Genomic DNA, 16,843 nt, shown 5'->3' with positions numbered 1-16,843 from the left:
TCCGGAATACAGATGCCCCGATGCACACAGACCGAGTCCTCACAGAGCAAGTGCCGCCGAATGGAGACGAGCGGCTGACAGGCTTCCAGCGCCTGTTCGGCGCGCGCCCCCACGTGGCGGTGCTGACCGACGCGCATGGCCGCATGCTCGCTGTGAACAGGTTTGCCGCGACGCATACGGAACAGGCGCGGCCCGGCCTGTCCGTGGCGGCGCTGTACGCGCCCTGGGCCGGCAGCGTGGTGCGCGGCGAAGCCTTGCCGGCGGCGCGCGCCTGCGGCTACTGGCGGGGCGAGGTGGAGCTGGCCGACCGTGATGGCGAGGCCACGCCGGTCTCGCTGCTGGTTGAACACCAGCCAGCCACGGACGCCGGCCCGGATACCTATCTGCTGCTGCACTACGACCTGGGCGACTTCGATTCCTATGATTCGCGGCTGCTGTTCAAGCGCCTGTTCGAGGCCCATCCGCATCCCATGTGGGCCTACGACCTGGTAACGCTGCGCTTCCTGGTGGTGAACGCGGCCGCCGTCAACCAGTACGGCTACACCGAGTCCGAATTCCTGGACATGACGATCAGGGACATCCGCCCCGAGCATGAGCTGGAGCGGCTGGAGGCGGACCTGGCCAACGCGCCGGCCAAGGGCGCGCAGCGCGCCGGCTACTGGCAGCACCGCAGGAAGGACGGCAGCCTGGTCACGGTCGATATTTCCTCCCATTCGATCACGCTGGCGGGCCGCGCGGCGCGGCTGGTGCTGGCGCACGACGTGACCGACAAGCTGCGCATGGAAGAGGCGCTGCACACCTCCCAGGAATTGCAGCAGCTGGTGATCAACCATATTCCGCACCAGATCTTCTGGAAGGACCTGGACTCGGTCTACCGCGGCTGCAACGAAAGCTTCGCGCGCGCGGCCGGGGTGGGCGGGCCGGCCTTCATCGTGGGTAAGCGCGACGCGGACTTCCCCTGGGCGGCGAACGCCGAACGCATCGTGGCAGACGACCGCCGCATCATCGATTCCGGCCAGGCCAACCTGGGCCAGGAAGACCACATGCTGTTCGCCGACGGCAGCATGCACTGGTTCCTGATCAACAAACTGCCGCTGCACGACGCGCACGGCCACATTATCGGCGTGCTGGGGACCATTGAGGACATCAGCGGCCGCAAGAAGGTGGAGCAGACCCTGGCGCTGCGCGGGCGCGCGCTGGAGGCCAGCGTGAGCGCCATCGTCATCACGGGCGAGGGCGATGAGGGCAGCGTCATCGAATACGCCAACCACGCGTTCGGCCAGCTGACCGGCCACGCACCGGCCGCGATTGCCGGCCATACGCTGGAACCGCTGCTGGGCAGCGATGATCCCAACGGGCGAGAGGTGCTGCGCGCGGCGCTCAAGGCGCGCACCGACGTCACCCGGCTGCTGCAGTGCCGCCACCGCGACGGCTCGCTGTACTGGTGCCAGCTGCACGTGGCGCCGGTGCGCAGCGACGGCGAGATCAGCCACCACGTGTGCGTGCTGAGCGACATGACGGCGCTGATGAACTACCAGGCCCAGCTCGAACACCAGGCCAACCACGATGCGCTGACCCAGCTGCCCAACCGCCACCTGTTCAGCGACCGCCTGGAGCAGGCCCTCAGCTATGCGCGCCGCTACAGCCACGCGGTGTGGGTGGTGTTCATCGACCTGGACAACTTCAAGCTGGTAAACGACAGCCTGGGCCACCAGGCCGGCGACGAACTGCTGCGCACCGTGGCGGACCGGCTGCGCGCCTGCGTGCGCTCCAGCGACACCGTGGCGCGGCTGGGCGGCGACGAATTCATGCTGCTCCTGCTGGGCGGCAGCGAGGCGGCGCTGCCGCAAGGCCTGCTGCAGAACGTGCTGGAGAGCGTGGCCGCGCCGGTGCCGCTGGGCGACAGCGAGGTGGCCATCAGCTGCAGCATCGGCGTGAGCGCCTTCCCGGCCGACGGCGAGGACGGCCAGGTGCTGCTCAAGCACGCCGACATCGCCATGTACCGCGCCAAGGAGACCGGGCGCAACCAGGCCCAGTTCTACGAGCCGGCCATGCAGGCGCGGGTGGCCGAGCGGGCCGCCATCGAGATGGAGCTGCGCTATGCGCTGCCGCGCCAGGAGCTGCGGCTGTACTACCAGCCCAAGGTGAGCCTGGAGACCGGCGCGCTGAGCGGCATGGAGGCGCTGCTGCGCTGGCCGCATCCCAAGCTGGGCATGGTGTCGCCGGACCGCTTCATCGGCGTGGCCGAGGACACCGGGCAGATCGTGGAGATCGGGCGCTGGGTGATCCGCACGGCCTGCGCGCAGGCGCGAGCCTGGCAGCAGGCCGGGCTGGCGCCGCTGCGGGTGGCGGTGAACGTGTCGGCGCGCCAGTTCCGCGACCCCGGCCTGGCCGACGACATCGTCGCCGCGCTGCGCGACACCGGCCTGGCGCCGCAATACCTGGAGCTGGAACTCACCGAGAGCATGATGATGCACAGCGTCAGTGAAGTGCTGGCCACCGTCACGCGCCTGAAAAGCCTGGGCATCGCGCTGTCGATCGACGATTTCGGCACCGGCTATTCCAACCTGTCCTCGCTCAAGCTGCTGCCGCTGAGCCACCTGAAGATCGATCAGTCCTTCGTGCGCGACATGCTGGACCAGCCCAACGTGTCGGCCATCGTGCGCTCGGTGATCGCGCTGGGCCACAGCCTGGGCTTCGGCATCGTGGCCGAGGGCGTGGAAACCGAGGCGCAGCTGGCCTACCTGCGCAGCTGCGGCTGCGACGAGATACAGGGCTACCACTTCAGCCGTCCGCTCGACACCGACGCCTTCACCAGCCTGCTCAAGGACGGGCGGCGCCTGGCGCTGCCCGGGGCGCCGGATCCGGCGCAGCGCACCTTGCTGCTGCTGGACGACGAGCCCCATGTGCTGACCTCCCTCAAGCGCATGCTGCGGGTGGACGGCTACACCATCCTTACGGCGCAGACCGCGCGCGCCGCCTTCGACCTGCTGGCGCTGCATCCGGTGCAGGTCATCATCAGCGACCAGCGCATGCCGGAAATGAACGGCACCGAATTCCTGCGGCGCGTGAAACAGCTCTATCCGGACACGGTGCGCATCATCCTGTCCGGCTACGCAGAGCTGGACACGCTGATCAGCGCCATCAACACCGGCGAGATCTACCGCTTCTTCACCAAGCCGTGGGACGAGGACGGCCTGCGCGCCAGCCTGCGCGAGGCCTTCCGCTACCAGGCGCTGATGCGCGGCCCGCAGGGCGGCCAGCCCGGCCAGCCCACCCAGGCGCCGTTCAGGCCTGGGGCGGAGTGGCCAGCGCCGTGAAGGCGTCGAGCAGGATGCGGGCCCGGAACGGCTTGACGATCACACGGCTCACGGCGCGCGCCTGCAGCGCCTGCAGCAGCTGGCCGGTGCAGTTCTCCGCAAGCACGGCAATCGGCATGCTGCGGCTGCTGGCGGTATGGCCTTCGCGGATATGGTCCAGCAAGGCCAGGTCGTACGCGTCGCCAGCATTGATGGCGATGATGGCGCCGGCGAAGCGCTGCCGGCGCAGCATCTGGCGCGCCATTGCCGGACTGGCCGCCTCATGGATATCGGCCAGTCCCAGCGACCGCGCGGTGAGCGCCACGGTCCGGCGCAGCATGGTTTCCGGCTCCACCAGCAGCATGGACAGGGTGTGCGGCTCAGGCATGGCTGGCGTCCTTGGGCTGGGCGGACTGCAGTTCTTGCATCACCAGGCCGCGCAGGGTGGACAGGATGGCCAGCTCCACGTCGTCCAGCTGGCGCGGCCGGGTGTCGATGATGCACAGGGTGCCGAGCGCGTAGCCGTTGGGCAGCAGCAGCGGGGCCCCGGCGTAGAAGCGGATGTGGGGCGGGCCGGTCACCAGCGGATTGTCGGCGAAGCGCGGATCGGCCAGCGCGTCCGGCACCACCATGATCTCGGCGCGCAAGATGGCGTGGCCGCAAAACGACACGTCGCGCCCGGTTTCGCAGGCCGTGAGGCCGACGCAGGATTTGAACCACTGGCGGTCGCTGTCGAGCAGGGTGATGAGGGCGATCGGCACGTCGAACTCGGCGGCCGCGAATTCCACCACCCGGTCGAAGCGTTCCTCACGCGGGGTGTCCAGTATCAGCAGGGCGTACAGCGCAGCAATGCGCTCGGCTTCATTGGGCGGGATGGGGGCGGCTAGCATGGCGGCGGTCCAGTCAGGCAATGGCGCTACTCTACCACCGGCGTTACAAAATAGTCACCCCGTTTGCGTTGGACTTCTGGCAATATTCCTGTGAGATTAACGATGGGAGACGGTATGCGGGGCATGCGAACGGCCGGGCCGGGACAGTGGATCAAGCGCATCGCATTGACACTGTTGCTGCTGCTGGCCATGGCGGGGCTGGGTGTGTGGTTCTTCTTGCGCGGCAGCCTGGCGCAGCTTGACGGCCGGCGCAGCGTGCCGGGGCTGACCGGCACCGCCAGCGTGGTGCGCGACAGCCAGGGCGTGCCCACCATCAGCGGCACCGACCGCAAGGACGTGGCTTACGCCACCGGCTTCACCCACGCGCAGGACCGCTACTTCCAGATGGACTTGCTGCGCCGCGTGGCAGCGGGCGAACTGGCCGAACTGTTCGGCGCCCGTGCGCTGGGGGTGGACAAGGAACACCGCCTGCACCGCTTCCGCGCGCGCGCCGAAGCGGCGCTGCGAGCCATGCCCGCCGCCGACCGCGCCCTGCTGGAGCGCTACGTGGCCGGCGTCAACGACGGCTTGAACAACCTGGGCACGCGGCCCTTCGAATATGCGCTGATACGGGTGGCGCCGCGCCCCTGGAGCGCGGCCGATTCGCTGCTGGTGTTCTGGGCCATGTATTTCGACCTGCAAGGCAACCTGGAAGCACGCGAACTGGCGCGCGGCTGGCTCAAGGAGCACGCCACGCCGGAGCAGCTGGCCGTGCTGCTGCCGGACGCCACCCAGTGGGACGCGCCGCTGGACGCGGCCGCCGTGCCGCCGCCGGCCGCGCCGTTCCCGGACCAGGCCCCCGACTGGTGGGCCAGGGCCGATACCGCGAAGACGCCTGCGTCGGCGCGCGTGGCCGCGCTGGGCGGCGATGCGCCAGGCCAGGCCGAGCTGCATGGCATGGTCGGCAGTAACAACTGGGCCGTGGCGGGCAGCCGCAGCCAGGGCGGCGGCGCCATCGTGGCCGACGATATGCACCTCGGCATCCAGCTGCCGCACATCTGGTATCGCGCCGTGCTGATGGTCCCGGACGGCCATGGCGCCACGCGCCGCGTGGCCGGCGTGACCCTGCCGGGCGTGCCGCTGGTGGTGGTGGGCAGCAATGGCCACGTGGCCTGGGGCTTCACCAACAGCTACGGCGACTACGCCGACCTGGTGACCCTGGAAACCGATCCCGCCCGGCCCGGCAAGCTGCGCACGCCGGCCGGCTGGGAGAGCCCGGTGGCGCACGAGGAAACCATCCTCGTCAAGGATGCCGCCGCCGAAAAGTTCATGGTGCGCGAAACCTCGCTGGGACCGGTGCGCGAAGCGGGCGGCCGCAGCTACGCATTGCACTGGGTGGCGCACGCCAAGGGCGCGGTCAACCTGGCCGCCGGCGCCCTGGAGACCGCCACCACGGTGGACGACGCGCTGGCCGTGGCCAACCGTTCAGGCCTGCCGGCGCAGAATTTCGTGGCGGGCGACAGCAAGGGCAATATCGGCTGGACCATCGCCGGTCCGCTGCCGCGCCGCGCGCAGCCAGGATTCGCTTCCACCTTCCCGCTGGCGGGGGACTCGCATGCGGCGGGCTGGAACGGCCTGCTGCCGCCCGAGGCTTACCCGGCCTTGCGCAACCCGGCCGACGGCCAGCTGTCCACCGCCAACAGCCGCCAGCTGATGGGCGCGGACTTCGGCAAGCTGGGCGACGGCGGCTTCGACCTCGGCGCGCGCGCGCACCAGGTGCGCGGCGCGGTGGCGGCGCTGGGCGCCAAGACCAGCGAGCAGGGCGTGTACAGCGTGGCGCTGGACGACCGCGCACTGTTCATGAGCGGCTGGCGCGACCGCGCGCTGGCGGCGCTGGGCGATACCGCCGTGGCGGCGGGCGCCGGAGTCCCTGCGGCAGCGCCAGGAGCGGCAGGGGCAGCAGCACCGGCAGCACCGGCTGCGTCGGCTGCGTCGGCTGGTGCCGCTGGATCGGTTGGTGCGGCTGGGGCGGCGGGATCAGCAGGGGCGGCTGGCGCGGCGCCAGTGGCAGGGGGCGCCATCGGCGCGCAGCGCGCGGCGGCGCGCGAGCTGCTGCGCAAGAGCTGGAGCGGGCGCGCCAGCGTGGACTCGGTGGGCTACCGCATCGCGCGCTCCTACATGTGGTCCTTGTATGAACTGCTCTACGGCGGTGCCAGCGCCGAAATGGCCAAGCTGGCAGAGAAAGCCGACATGGCGGCTGCGACGTCGCGCTGGCCGGTGGTGGTGGCGCGGCTGCTGGACGAACAGCCGGCCGGCTGGCTGCCGCCGCAGTACGCCAGCTGGAAGGACTTGCAGCTGGCCGCCATGGACCGCGCCCTGGCCGCGCTGACCAGGGACGGCAAGCCGCTGGCCGCCGCCACCTGGGGCGAGCGCAACACGCAGGAGATCGCGCACCCGATCGCATCGGCCGTGCCGGCGCTGCGGCGCTGGCTGTCCGCGCCGGCCGACCAGCTGCCGGGCGACAGCCACATGCCGCGCGTGGCGGGCCGAAAGTTCGGCCAGTCCGAACGCATGGTGGTCTCGCCGGGCAAGGAGGAGCAGGGCATCTTCAACATGCCGGGTGGGCAAAGCGGCCATCCGCTGTCGCCGTTCTTCCTGGCCGGCCATGCGGACTGGGTCGGCGGCAAGGCCACGCCCTTCCTGCCCGGCCCGCCCCAGCACACGCTGATGTTTGCCAAGTAGCTAGCATGCCGGCGGCTAGGGCATAATGGCCGAGGCAGGACCGACATCTGGAGATTTACATGGTAAATGACTTTGCCAGCGCCTCGCAGGCGTGCATGGCCTTCCTGCGCGAGCGGCTGGGCTTCCGTCTGTGGATGGTGACGCGTACCGAGGGCGACGACTGGATCGTGCTCTCGGCCGACGACCGGGGCTACGACGTGAGCGCCGGCCAGGTATTCCGCTGGAGCGACTCCTTCTGTTCGCGCATGGTGCGCGGCGAGGGGCCCAACATTGCGCCGGACGCGCACCAGGTGGCGGCCTACGAGGCTTCCCCCATCGCCAGGAAACTGGAGATCGGCGCCTACATCGGCCTGCCGCTGAGGCGCGCGGACGGCAGCCTGTTCGGCACCCTGTGCGCCATCGACCCCGAGCCGCAGCCGCGCGAGCTGGTACAGGAGCAGCCCTTGCTGGAGCTGATGGCGGACCTGCTGGGCAGTTTGCTCAGCGCGGAACTGGCGGCGGGAGAGGCAGTGCGCCGTGCCGAGCGCGCCGAGGCGGAAGCCACGCGCGACCAGCTGACCGGCCTGTACAACCGGCGCGGCTGGTGCATGCTGCTCAACCGCGAGGAAGACCGCTGCCGGCGCTACGGCCACCCGGCGTGCGTGGTGTCGATCGATCTCGACGAACTTAAACTCATCAACGATACGCAGGGCCACGGGGCGGGCGACGCGCTGCTGGCACGCGCCGGTCACGCGCTGGCCAGCCTGGCGCGCAACTCGGACGTGGTGGCGCGGCTGGGCGGCGACGAATTCGCCGTGCTGCTGGTGGAGTGCGACTATTACGACGCGCAGGCCATGCTGCAGCGGATGCAGGAGCAGCTGGCCCTGGCGGACGTGAAGGCGTCCATCGGCATGGCCATGCGCAAGCCGGGCGACGATCTGAACGAGACGTTCGCGCTGGCCGACACGGAGATGTACGCCGCCAAGCGCAGCCGCAGGCGGTTGAACTAGCCGGCAAGCCGGCCATGGCCAGGGCTATGGCCTGGCAAAGTTCGCCAGCAGGACGGCGCGGTACTGGCGGCTGAGCGGCGCGCGGGCGCCGCCCTGCAGCAGCAGTTCGCCGTCGCCCTTTGCGTCCACTTCGACGGCCGTGACGGCGGCCAGGCGCACGGCGGCGCGCCGGTGGCAGCGCTGGAAGGCCGGACCGAGCTTATCCAGCAGTCCGGCCAGCGGCTGGCGCAGCAGCGGCGCGCCGGAGGGCGTGTGGAGGATGACGTAGTTGTCGGCGGTTTCAATCCAGGCGATGTCGTCCACCTTGACGATGCGTGTCGTGCCGCGCTCAGGGATGAGCAATTGGCGAGCCGGTGGCACCAGCGCACTGGCGGATGGCGCCGCTGCCGCTGCCTCCAACGCCGTTGCCCCCGCCGCGACCGTTCCCGCCGCTGCAGCCGCTCCTTGCCGCGCCGCGCCGGGGGGGATGGCCAGGCGGCCGCGCAGGCGTTCCATCGCGCGCTGCAGGCGGGGCTGGTCGTACGGTTTGAGCAGGTAGTCGATGGCGTTGGCGTCGAAGGCGCGCACTGCGTACTCGTCATAGGCGGTGACGAACACGATCAGCGGGGCAGGCGCGGGCAGTGAGGCGGCAACGTCGAAGCCGCCCACTTCAGGCATCTGGATGTCGAGGAAGATGGCGTCCGGCGCGAAGGCGGCGGCGCGCTCCAGGGCCTCCACGCCGTCGCGCGCTTCCTCGATGGCGGTGACATCCGCTTCCAGCGCCAGCAGGCGGCGCAGCTTGTCGCGCGCCGGGCGCTCGTCGTCCACGATCAGCACGCGCATGGCAGCCTCATTTCGGCGCGCACGCCTGCGGGTTCCAGTTGCACCAGCTGCAGCGTCGCCGCGCCGCCGTGCAGCGCCGCCAGCCGCTCGCGCACATTGCGCACGCCGATGCCCCCAGCATCGCCAGCTGCGCCGCTATCGTCCCCGTTGCGCCCCTCGGCACCCTGGCCACCCGCGCCGCCATTCCGTCCATCGCCCACGCCGGCACTGCTGCGCAGGCGGCCGCTGTCATCGTCGATGCGGAGCACCAGCTCGGCGCCGTCGCGCAGGGCGCTGATGGTGATCGCTGTCGGCTGGCGGTGCTGTTCGACCGTGTGCTTGAACACGTTCTCCAGCAGCGGCTGCATGCTCATCAGCGGCACCTGGCAGCCCAGCAGCGACTCGTCAACATCCCAGGCGATGCTCACCCGGTCCTCGAAGCGTTCGCACATCAGGTGCGCATAGCCGCGCAGCAGCCGCAGCTCCGTGGCCAGCGGCGCCTGCTGCTGGCCCGAGTGGTCCAGCGTGGTGCGCAGCACGTCCGCCAGCTGCATCAGCGTGGCATCTGCACGCGCCACGTCAGTGTGCATGAGTGATGAAATGGTATTGAGCGCATTGAACAGGAAGTGCGGCTGCATCTGCTGGGTGAGCTGCTGCAGCTGCGCCTGGCGCAGCAGCGTGTTTGCCTGCGCGGCCCGCACGCGCTCCTCCAGCAGCGCGCGGTAGGATAGCAGCCCGAACTGGATCAGCACGAACAGCCCGAAGAACACGGTGATCTTCACGTCCTCGTACAGAAACACCTGCGGCCACGCCTGATGCACGTAGGTGTCGCCCGCCAGCGCATACACCGCGTGCCGGATGCCGAAGGCGAGCGGCACAAAGCACAGCCAGTACACCGGCGCCCACAGCAGCTGCACGCCGAACCAGCGCAGTGGGGCGCCCAGCAGATGGTCGTAGCGCCGCGTGTGGCGCCGCTGCGCCACCATCAGCAAGGTAGCCACCAGCGCCGACGACAGCTCCCACAGCATCGGCTTCCACAGCGCCTGCTCGCCGTCGCGCAGTGCGTCCTGCACGGCGGTGGTCACCATCAGGCTCCAGAACAGCAGCCAGGCGGCGCACACGAGATAGAGGGAGCGGCGGCTTTGCATGGTGGTACGCGCGCTAGCGGAAGCGCGCTTCGCTCAGGTCCAGCTCGCGCACCAGCTTGCGCGAGATGTCGTCCGAGATGTGGCCGTGGCGCGCCAGGTTGAAGATGGCTTTGCGCTCGGCCTGCAGGGCCGACTTGCGCAGCGCCTTCTCGGCCATGTCCAGCTTGCGGAACTGGCGGGCCCGCTCCTGCTCCTGTCCCGGTTCCTGGTGCTCCATCAGCCGGTGCTTGTACAGCGCGATGACGCGGCTGGCCGCCTGCGGGTACAGGTCCGCGTCCATGCTGGTGGACATCAGCTCGATCTGCGCCTTCTCGATGGCGGCGATGGCCGCATTGGCCGCCACTTCGCGCGCGCGGTCCTCCTCCTGGCTTTCCTCGGCCTCCTCCGGGAATTCCACCCCGCTCAGCAGGCGCGGCAGCCCGATGCTGGCCGCCAGCAGCGACAGCAGGATCACCGCGCTGGCCAGGAAGATGGTGAGGTCGCGCGCGGGGAAGGGTTTGCCGTCCGCCATGACCAGCGGCAGCGTCATCACGCCGGCCAGCGTGATGGCGCCGCGCGCGCCGGCCAGCGACGTAGCCAGCAGCAGCCGCCAGTGCGGCGGTTCGGCGTTCTGCCCCATGCGGCTTTTGCGGTACAGGGTAAGCTTGAGCGAGGTCCACACCCAGACGAAGCGCAGCGCCATCAGCCCGACGGTAATGGTTACGGCATACAGCACCAGCCACCACGGGTTGACGTGGCCCGCTTCCTCCAGCGATCCGCGCGCGCCTTTCAGGATGCCGGGCAGCTGCTCGCCCAGCAGCACGAACATCACGCCGTTCAGCGAGAACTGCACCGTGTCCCACACGGCCGAGCGCTGGATGCGGGTGGCCGCCAGCGCGTGGCCGCTTAGTTCCACGTAGCTCATGGTGACCCCGGCCGCCACCGCCGCCAGGATGCCGGACGCCTGCAGGTGCTCCGCCAGCAGGTAGGCGCCGAAGGGAATCAGCAGGTTGACCAGGATGGGCGAGCCGGCCGGTTCGCCGAAGTGGCGCGTGAGCCAGCGCTGCACCAGGGTGATCAGCATGGTCACGCCCACGCCCATGGCAACGCCGCCGGCCACCAGCCACACGAAGGTGAGGGTGGCCGATGTGAGCGAGAAGCTGCCGGTGAGCGCCGCGGCCACGGCAAAGCGGAAGCAAACCAGGCCGCTGGCGTCGTTGAGCAGCGACTCGCCTTCCAGGATGTGCATCAGCCGCTTCGGGATCGGCGTGCGTGAGGCGATGGCGGAAACGGCGACGGGGTCGGTGGGCGAGACGATGGCCGCCAGCGCGAACGCCACCGCCAGCGGCATGGCCGGTATCATCCAGTGGATCAGCAGCCCCATGCCCAGCACGGTGAACACCACCAGGCCCAGCGCCAGCTGCAGGATCACGCCGCGGTCGCGCAGCAGGCCGCTCTTGGGGATGCGCCAGCCGTCCAAAAACAGCAGCGGCGGCAGGAACAGCAGGAAGAAGAATTCGGGGTCGAGGGCAATGCCGTGGCGCGAGAACGCGGCGACGATAAAGCCCAGCGCGATCTGCATCAGCGGCAGCGGCACGGCCACCGGCAGCAGGCGCACCAGATAGGCACTGCCGACCACGGCCAGCAGCATGGCGAGGACGGTTTCTATTGCATCCATTCATATCCTTTTTCTTAACCTGAGCAATTATATAGGCCGCCACTCTGGTCAAGAGGAAACGTTTCTGTCATAATCTTGCCTTATGCGGGAGTAGCTCAGTTGGTAGAGCGCAACCTTGCCAAGGTTGAGGTCGAGAGTTCGAGACTCTTCTCCCGCTCCAGAATTCAAGAAAAGGAACCGTGAGGTTCCTTTTTTTACGTCTGGCCGGTTTGCAACACCGGCGGGGCAAAATGTTTCGTTACAGAGGGCAATATCGTTATACTGATCGCAGGCCTTGCGATGGAGACGACCCTTATGAATTCAGTTCAACAAGAAATTGACGAACGTAGTAACTTAACCAATTCCAATAAATTTGAACTGCTGCTGTTCCGTCTCGGCGCCGACGCCAATGGCGAGCACTCGGAGCTGTACGGCATCAACGTCTTCAAGATCCGCGAGATTGTGGCCATGCCCGAAGTGACGGCGGTGGCCGGATCCGCGCCCCACATGCTGGGCGTGGTCAACCTGCGCGGCCAGATCATTTCCGTCATGGACTTGCCCGGCATCGTGGGCGTGACGCCGAAGACCGGCCTGAACATCATGCTGGTGACCGAGTTCGCCCGCACCACCCAGGCATTCGCGGTGGAGTCCGTGGACGAGATCGTGCGCCTCGACTGGGGCCAGGTGCTGTCCGCCGAAGGCAGCACGGCCGGCGGCATGGTGACCAGTATTGCCCGCCTGGATGGCGACGTGAACAACACCCGCCTGGCGCAGGTGCTGGACGTGGAAACCATCCTGCGCAAGATGGTGCCGAGTGAAGGCAAGGACGTGGACCCGGAAACCATCGGTCCCAAGCTGCTGCTCAAGCCGGGCACCATCATCCTGGCGGCGGACGACTCGGTGGTGGCGCGCAGCCTGATCGAACAGGGCCTGACCGCCATGGGCGCGCCGTTCGTGATGACCAAGTCCGGCAAGGAAGCGTGGGAGCGTTTGCAGCATATCGCCGACGGCGCCAAGGCCGAGGGCATCCCGGTGGAGGACCGCGTGTCGCTGGTGCTAACCGACCTGGAAATGCCCGAGATGGACGGCTTCACGCTGACCCGCCTGATCAAGCAGGACGCCCGTTTCAGCAAGATCCCGGTAGTGATTCACTCTTCGCTGTCCGGCAAGACCAACGAGGACCACGTGAAGGGTGTCGGCGCCGACGCCTACGTGGCCAAGTTCGTGGCGGAAGACCTGGCGGAAACCATCCGCAAGGTGCTGCATAAGTAAATACATCGGTAATCACATTGCCCGTCAATTAACGTTATCATGGCCTGGTGGTGCTTTTCCAACCAACCAGGAGATGACTGTGGCAGCCAAGCAGATACTGTTGTTGACGGGCGATTTCGCTGAGGATTACGAAACCATGGTGCCGTTCCAGGCACTGCAGATGGTCGGCCACACGGTGCATGCCGTGTGTCCCGGCAAGAAGAGCGGCGAGAAGGTCAAGACCGCCATCCACGACTTCGAGGGCGACCAGACTTACACCGAGAAGCCCGGCCACCAGTTCGCCCTGAACGCCAATTTCGACGATGTGCAAGTGTCCGCTTACGATGCGCTCGTCATCGCGGGCGGCCGTGCGCCGGAATACCTGCGCCTGAATCCGCGCGTGCTGGAAATCATCCAGCAGTTCGCGCAGGCTTCCAAGCCGATAGCCGCCGTGTGCCACGGCGCGCAGCTGCTGGCGGCGGCCGGCGTCATCCAGGGCAAGAAGATTTCCTGCTACCCGGCGTGCGCGCCGGAAGTGAAGCTGGCCGGTGCCGAATATGCGGACATTGCGGTGGACAGCGCCGTCACGGACGGCATCTTCGTCACCGCGCCCGCCTGGCCGGCCCACCCGCAGTGGCTGGGGCAGTTCCTGGCGCGGCTGGGCACGGAGATCAAGCTGTAGCGGCGGATTCGGCGGGTTACGGCTTCGCCTAACCCGCCCTACGAATAACGGCCGGCACCGTAGGGCGGGTTAGCGCGCAGCGCGTAACCCGCCAAGGTTCGCAGCATGGAAGCGCAAATGATCCTCGATAAAGCTTGAGACGAAATAATACCCATGGTCATACCCCGCGTGCCGCCGCAGCTGCAGCGGCTGCGCGGCCTGGCGGCAGGCTTCCTCGAACGCTTCCGGATACAGCTGCTCGGCAAGGAACTTGTCGCCCAGGCCCTGGTCTATCAAGATGCCCTGCGGGAAGGGCGTGCTGGCGGCGGCCATCAGTTCGCTGGCGTCATGCGCGCGCCAGGCCGATTCGTCCCGGCCCAGGTAGCCGCTGAATGCCTTCTTGCCCCACGGGCAGCGCGTAGGCGCGGCGATGGGGGCGAAGGCGGACACGGAACGAAACACCTCCGGCCGCTTCAGCGCCAGGGTGAGCGCGCCGTGGCCGCCCATCGAATGGCCGAATATGCCCACGCGCGCCGCATCCAGCGGCAGCGTTGCCGTCACCAGTTCGCGCAGTTCATGAATATAGCTTTCCATCCGATAGTGCTGGCTCCACGGCGCCTCGGTCGCGTCGATATAAAAACCGGCGCCCGCGCCGAAGTCCCATGCATCCGTTTCGCCCGGCACGCCGGCGCCGCGCGGGCTGGTGTCCGGCGCAATCAGGATCAGGCCCAGTTCGGCCGCCACGCGCTGGGCGCCGGCCTTGATGGGAAAGGTCTCTTCGGTGCAGGTCAGCCCTGCCAGGTAGAACAGCGCCGGCAGGCGCGCAGCGTCGGCGTGCGGGGGGATGAAGGCTGAGAAGCGCATGGGCAGGCCGATCGCGCTGCTATCGTGTTTGTAAAAGCGCTGCACGCCGCCGTGGCAGGCGTGTTCGCTGATGAGTTCCAGCATGGGATTCCTTCTTCTATTGCGTTGGGAGTAGGGCAGATTCTACCCCGGCCACGAGTGTGACGTAATTTGACGTGATTGCAATAAACTGTCACCTGATTTTGCATTGGAGGAAACATTTATGCCGGATTTAGTAGTCATCACGGCCGAACTGGCCTGGCCTTTTGCAATCGCCCTGGCCTGGCTGGCCGGGGAAATCATGCACCGCTGGACGGGCGTGCCGCGCATCAGCGTGTACGGCCTGGTGGGCTTCATGGTGGCGCAAGCCTTCCCCGAGCTATACACCAGCGACAGTTCCAGCCCGGTCACCATCCTGGCCAACGTGGCCTTCGGCCTCATCCTGTTCGAATTCGGTTACCGCATCAACCTGAAGTGGCTGCGGATCAATCCGTGGATCGCCGTCACCGGCCTGGTGGAATCGGCCGCCACCTTCGCTGTGGTGTATTTCATCGGCCACATGTACGGCATGCCGCCGCTCACTTCCCTGCTGCTGGCGTCGCTGGCCATGTCCAGTTCGCCGGCCGGCGTGCTGCGCGTGATTAATGAACAGAACAGCTCCGGGCAGGTCACCGAGCGGGTGCTGCACCTGGTGGCCATCAACTGCGTGCTGGCCGTGTTCGTCTACAAAGTGATCGTGGGCGTGTGGGTGTTCCAGACCTCCGGCAGCCTGGGGCAGGCGGTGTCGCACAGCGCCATCGAGCTGCTGGCTTCGGCCGTGCTGGGCGGCGTATTCGGCGTGGTGGTGCCGGCGCTGCTGCGCCAGCTCGGCCACGTGCAGCGCGACGGCACGGTGGCCTTCGCGCTGGCCGTGGTGCTGCTGGTGGCCATCACCCACGCGGCCAACCTGTCGCCGGTGCTGGCGACCCTGACCTTCGGCCTGATGGCGCGCCATCGCCGCATCACCTTCAGCCGCACCGAGCGCAATTTCGGCGCCATCGGCGAATTGCTGACCGTGCTGCTGTTCGTGTTCGCCGTCACCACGCTGGACTGGGAGCGCGTGGTCAGCGGCGCCGGCCTGGCCATCCTGTTGCTGCTGGCGCGCTTCGTCGTCAAGACCTCGGCGGTGGCCGTATTCGCGCACGTGGGCGGCGTCACCTGGCGCAAAGGCGCGCTGACCGGCGTGGCGCTGGCGCCGATGTCGGTGTTCGTCATCCTGCTGCTGGAGCAGACCAAGAGCATGGGCATCGTGCTGGTCGACGAGCTGGCCGCGCTGGCGGCGATGACGCTGTTAATGGAAGTACTGGGCCCCATCTTCACACAGTACGCGCTGAAGTGGGCCAATGAAACGCCGGCAGAAGAGGAGGCATAAATGGCGCTTGAACCGTTCAACAATTCGCAGCCGCTCACCATGGGTGTGGAGCTGGAGCTGCAACTGATCAGCCATGCGGACTACGACCTGACCGCGTCCAGTCCCGACCTGCTGCACCTGCTCAACCGCAAACCCTTCCCGGGCAATGTCACGCCCGAGATCACCGAGAGCATGATCGAGATTAACACCGACGTGCACACCAACCACACCGAGATGGTGGCGCAGTTGCAGCTGATCCGCGACACGCTGGTGCAGGCCTGCGAGAAGCTCAACATCGGCATCTGCGGCGGCGGCACCCACCCGTTCCAGAAATGGTCGGAGCGGCGCATCTTCTCCAAGCCGCGCTTCAAGGAAGTGTCGGCGCTGTACGGCTACCTGGCCAAGCAGTTCACCATTTTCGGCCAGCACGTACACATCGGCTGCGCCAATGGCGATGACGCGCTGTTCCTGCTGCATTCGCTGAGCCGCTACGTGCCGCACTTCATCGCGCTGTCGGCATCCTCGCCCTTCGTGCAGGGCGGCGACACGCTGTTCAATTCCGCGCGCCTGAACTCCGTGTTCGCCTTCCCGATGAGCGGCCGCGCGCCGTTCACCCTGAGCTGGCACGACTTCGAGCACGGCTATTTCGCCAAGATGGAGCACACCGGCGTTATCAAGAGCATGAAGGACTTCTACTGGGACATCCGGCCCAAGCCGGAGTACGGCACCATCGAGCTGCGCGTGTGCGACACGCCGCTGACGGTGGAGCGCGCGGCCGCGCTGGCGGTGTACCTGCAGGCGCTTTGCCGCTACCTGCTGGAGCGGCACGAAGCCGCGCCTGAGGAGGACGACTACCTGGTCTACAACTACAACCGCTTCCAGGCGTGCCGCTTCGGGCTGGACGGCACCATCGTGCATCCAAAGACATACGAGAGCCTGTCGCTGCGTGAGGACATCCTGACCACGTTGCGCAAGATGGAGCCGCACGCGGAAGCACTGGGCGGCAGCGCCGGCCTGGCGCACCTGACGCAAGTGACCCACACCGGCAGCGACGCCCAGTACCTGCGCGACCAGTTCCGCGAAAGCGGCAGCGTGGAGGGCGTGGTGGACGCGGCGGTGAACCGGTTCAGGGGGTAAGCTTGGGGCAGGGGCGCGGCGCGGTTTGAGGTATAGGCGGCGCGCGGCGGGTTACGGCGTGGCCTAACCCGCCCTAC

At 67.8% G+C, this 16,843-nt stretch carries 13 protein-coding genes and 1 tRNA gene; 8 read left to right on the top strand and 6 right to left on the bottom strand.

Features of this window, described 5'->3' with window-relative positions; all coding sequences use genetic code 11:
- The first annotated feature begins 20 nt into the window (after positions 1 to 20).
- Positions 21 to 3,320: an EAL domain-containing protein gene (locus ASC94_RS14155; protein WP_082616518.1), complete on the top strand. Its 3,300-nt coding sequence runs from the start codon at positions 21 to 23 to the stop codon at positions 3,318 to 3,320.
- Here ASC94_RS14155 and ASC94_RS14150 read toward each other — a convergent pair.
- Together ASC94_RS14150 and ASC94_RS14145 are read right to left on the bottom strand one after the other, a co-directional pair.
- Positions 3,289 to 3,687 (bottom strand): hypothetical protein, encoded by a 399-nt coding sequence (locus ASC94_RS14150; protein ID WP_056395729.1) that lies wholly within the window; start codon positions 3,685 to 3,687, stop codon positions 3,289 to 3,291. The genes ASC94_RS14155 and ASC94_RS14150 overlap by 32 nt on opposite strands.
- A complete protein-coding gene (locus ASC94_RS14145) occupies positions 3,680 to 4,189 on the bottom strand; it encodes a GAF domain-containing protein (RefSeq protein WP_056395726.1) in 510 nt (169 codons plus the stop codon). The genes ASC94_RS14150 and ASC94_RS14145 overlap by 8 nt, the downstream gene beginning before the upstream one ends.
- 114 nt (positions 4,190 to 4,303) lie before the next feature.
- On the opposite strand from ASC94_RS14145, the gene ASC94_RS14140 reads away from it, so the two are divergent.
- Both ASC94_RS14140 and ASC94_RS14135 read left to right on the top strand, forming a co-directional pair.
- Positions 4,304 to 6,910: a penicillin acylase family protein gene (locus tag ASC94_RS14140; RefSeq protein WP_082616517.1), complete on the top strand. Its 2,607-nt coding sequence runs from the start codon at positions 4,304 to 4,306 to the stop codon at positions 6,908 to 6,910.
- A gap of 59 nt (positions 6,911 to 6,969) precedes the next feature.
- A complete protein-coding gene (locus tag ASC94_RS14135) occupies positions 6,970 to 7,899 on the top strand; it encodes a sensor domain-containing diguanylate cyclase (protein WP_056395723.1) in 930 nt (309 codons plus the stop codon).
- Positions 7,900 to 7,923: 24 nt separating this feature from the next.
- On the opposite strand, the gene ASC94_RS14130 is transcribed toward ASC94_RS14135, so the two are convergent.
- From ASC94_RS14130 to ASC94_RS14120, 3 genes are read right to left on the bottom strand one after another with little or no spacing between them, the layout of a single operon-like run.
- Positions 7,924 to 8,721: a LytTR family DNA-binding domain-containing protein gene (locus ASC94_RS14130; RefSeq protein ID WP_056395720.1), complete on the bottom strand. Its 798-nt coding sequence runs from the start codon at positions 8,719 to 8,721 to the stop codon at positions 7,924 to 7,926.
- Positions 8,709 to 9,848, bottom strand: coding sequence for a sensor histidine kinase (locus ASC94_RS14125; RefSeq protein WP_056395717.1), 1,140 nt, complete (start codon positions 9,846 to 9,848; stop codon positions 8,709 to 8,711). The genes ASC94_RS14130 and ASC94_RS14125 overlap by 13 nt, the downstream gene beginning before the upstream one ends.
- A 13-nt stretch (positions 9,849 to 9,861) precedes the next feature.
- Positions 9,862 to 11,505, bottom strand: coding sequence for a Na+/H+ antiporter (locus ASC94_RS14120; protein WP_056395714.1), 1,644 nt, complete (start codon positions 11,503 to 11,505; stop codon positions 9,862 to 9,864).
- 84 nt (positions 11,506 to 11,589) lie between these two features.
- Between ASC94_RS14120 and ASC94_RS14115 the strand changes: the two genes are divergently transcribed.
- The 3 genes from ASC94_RS14115 (at position 11,590) to ASC94_RS14105 (ending at position 13,417) form a co-directional block, all read left to right on the top strand.
- Positions 11,590 to 11,665: transfer RNA gene (locus ASC94_RS14115), tRNA-Gly, on the top strand.
- Between the two features lie 134 nt (positions 11,666 to 11,799).
- Positions 11,800 to 12,756, top strand: coding sequence for a chemotaxis protein (locus ASC94_RS14110; protein WP_056395712.1), 957 nt, complete (start codon positions 11,800 to 11,802; stop codon positions 12,754 to 12,756).
- Positions 12,757 to 12,835: 79 nt separating this feature from the next.
- The gene (locus ASC94_RS14105) at positions 12,836 to 13,417 is read left to right on the top strand and encodes a DJ-1/PfpI family protein (protein WP_056395709.1); all 582 of its coding nucleotides are present in this window, start codon (positions 12,836 to 12,838) and stop codon (positions 13,415 to 13,417) included.
- Between the two features lie 69 nt (positions 13,418 to 13,486).
- On the opposite strand, the gene fghA is transcribed toward ASC94_RS14105, so the two are convergent.
- Positions 13,487 to 14,344 carry an S-formylglutathione hydrolase gene (gene fghA / locus ASC94_RS14100; RefSeq protein WP_056395707.1) on the bottom strand — a complete coding sequence of 286 codons (858 nt, stop codon included), beginning with the start codon at positions 14,342 to 14,344 and terminating at the stop codon, positions 13,487 to 13,489.
- A 118-nt stretch (positions 14,345 to 14,462) separates the two neighbouring features.
- Here fghA and ASC94_RS14095 point away from each other — a divergent pair, with 118 nt between their 5' ends.
- Both ASC94_RS14095 and ASC94_RS14090 read left to right on the top strand, forming a co-directional pair.
- Positions 14,463 to 15,650, top strand: a complete 1,188-nt coding sequence (locus tag ASC94_RS14095; RefSeq protein WP_056395704.1) for a cation:proton antiporter — start codon at positions 14,463 to 14,465, stop codon at positions 15,648 to 15,650.
- Positions 15,651 to 16,766, top strand: a complete 1,116-nt coding sequence (locus tag ASC94_RS14090) for a YbdK family carboxylate-amine ligase (protein WP_056395701.1) — start codon at positions 15,651 to 15,653, stop codon at positions 16,764 to 16,766.
- The last annotated feature ends 77 nt before the right edge of the window (positions 16,767 to 16,843 follow it).

It is taken from the genome of Massilia sp. Root418 (assembly GCF_001425265.1).
Lineage (GTDB): Bacteria > Pseudomonadota > Gammaproteobacteria > Burkholderiales > Burkholderiaceae_D > Rugamonas.
This window is presented reverse-complemented; position numbering and strand designations above follow the sequence as displayed.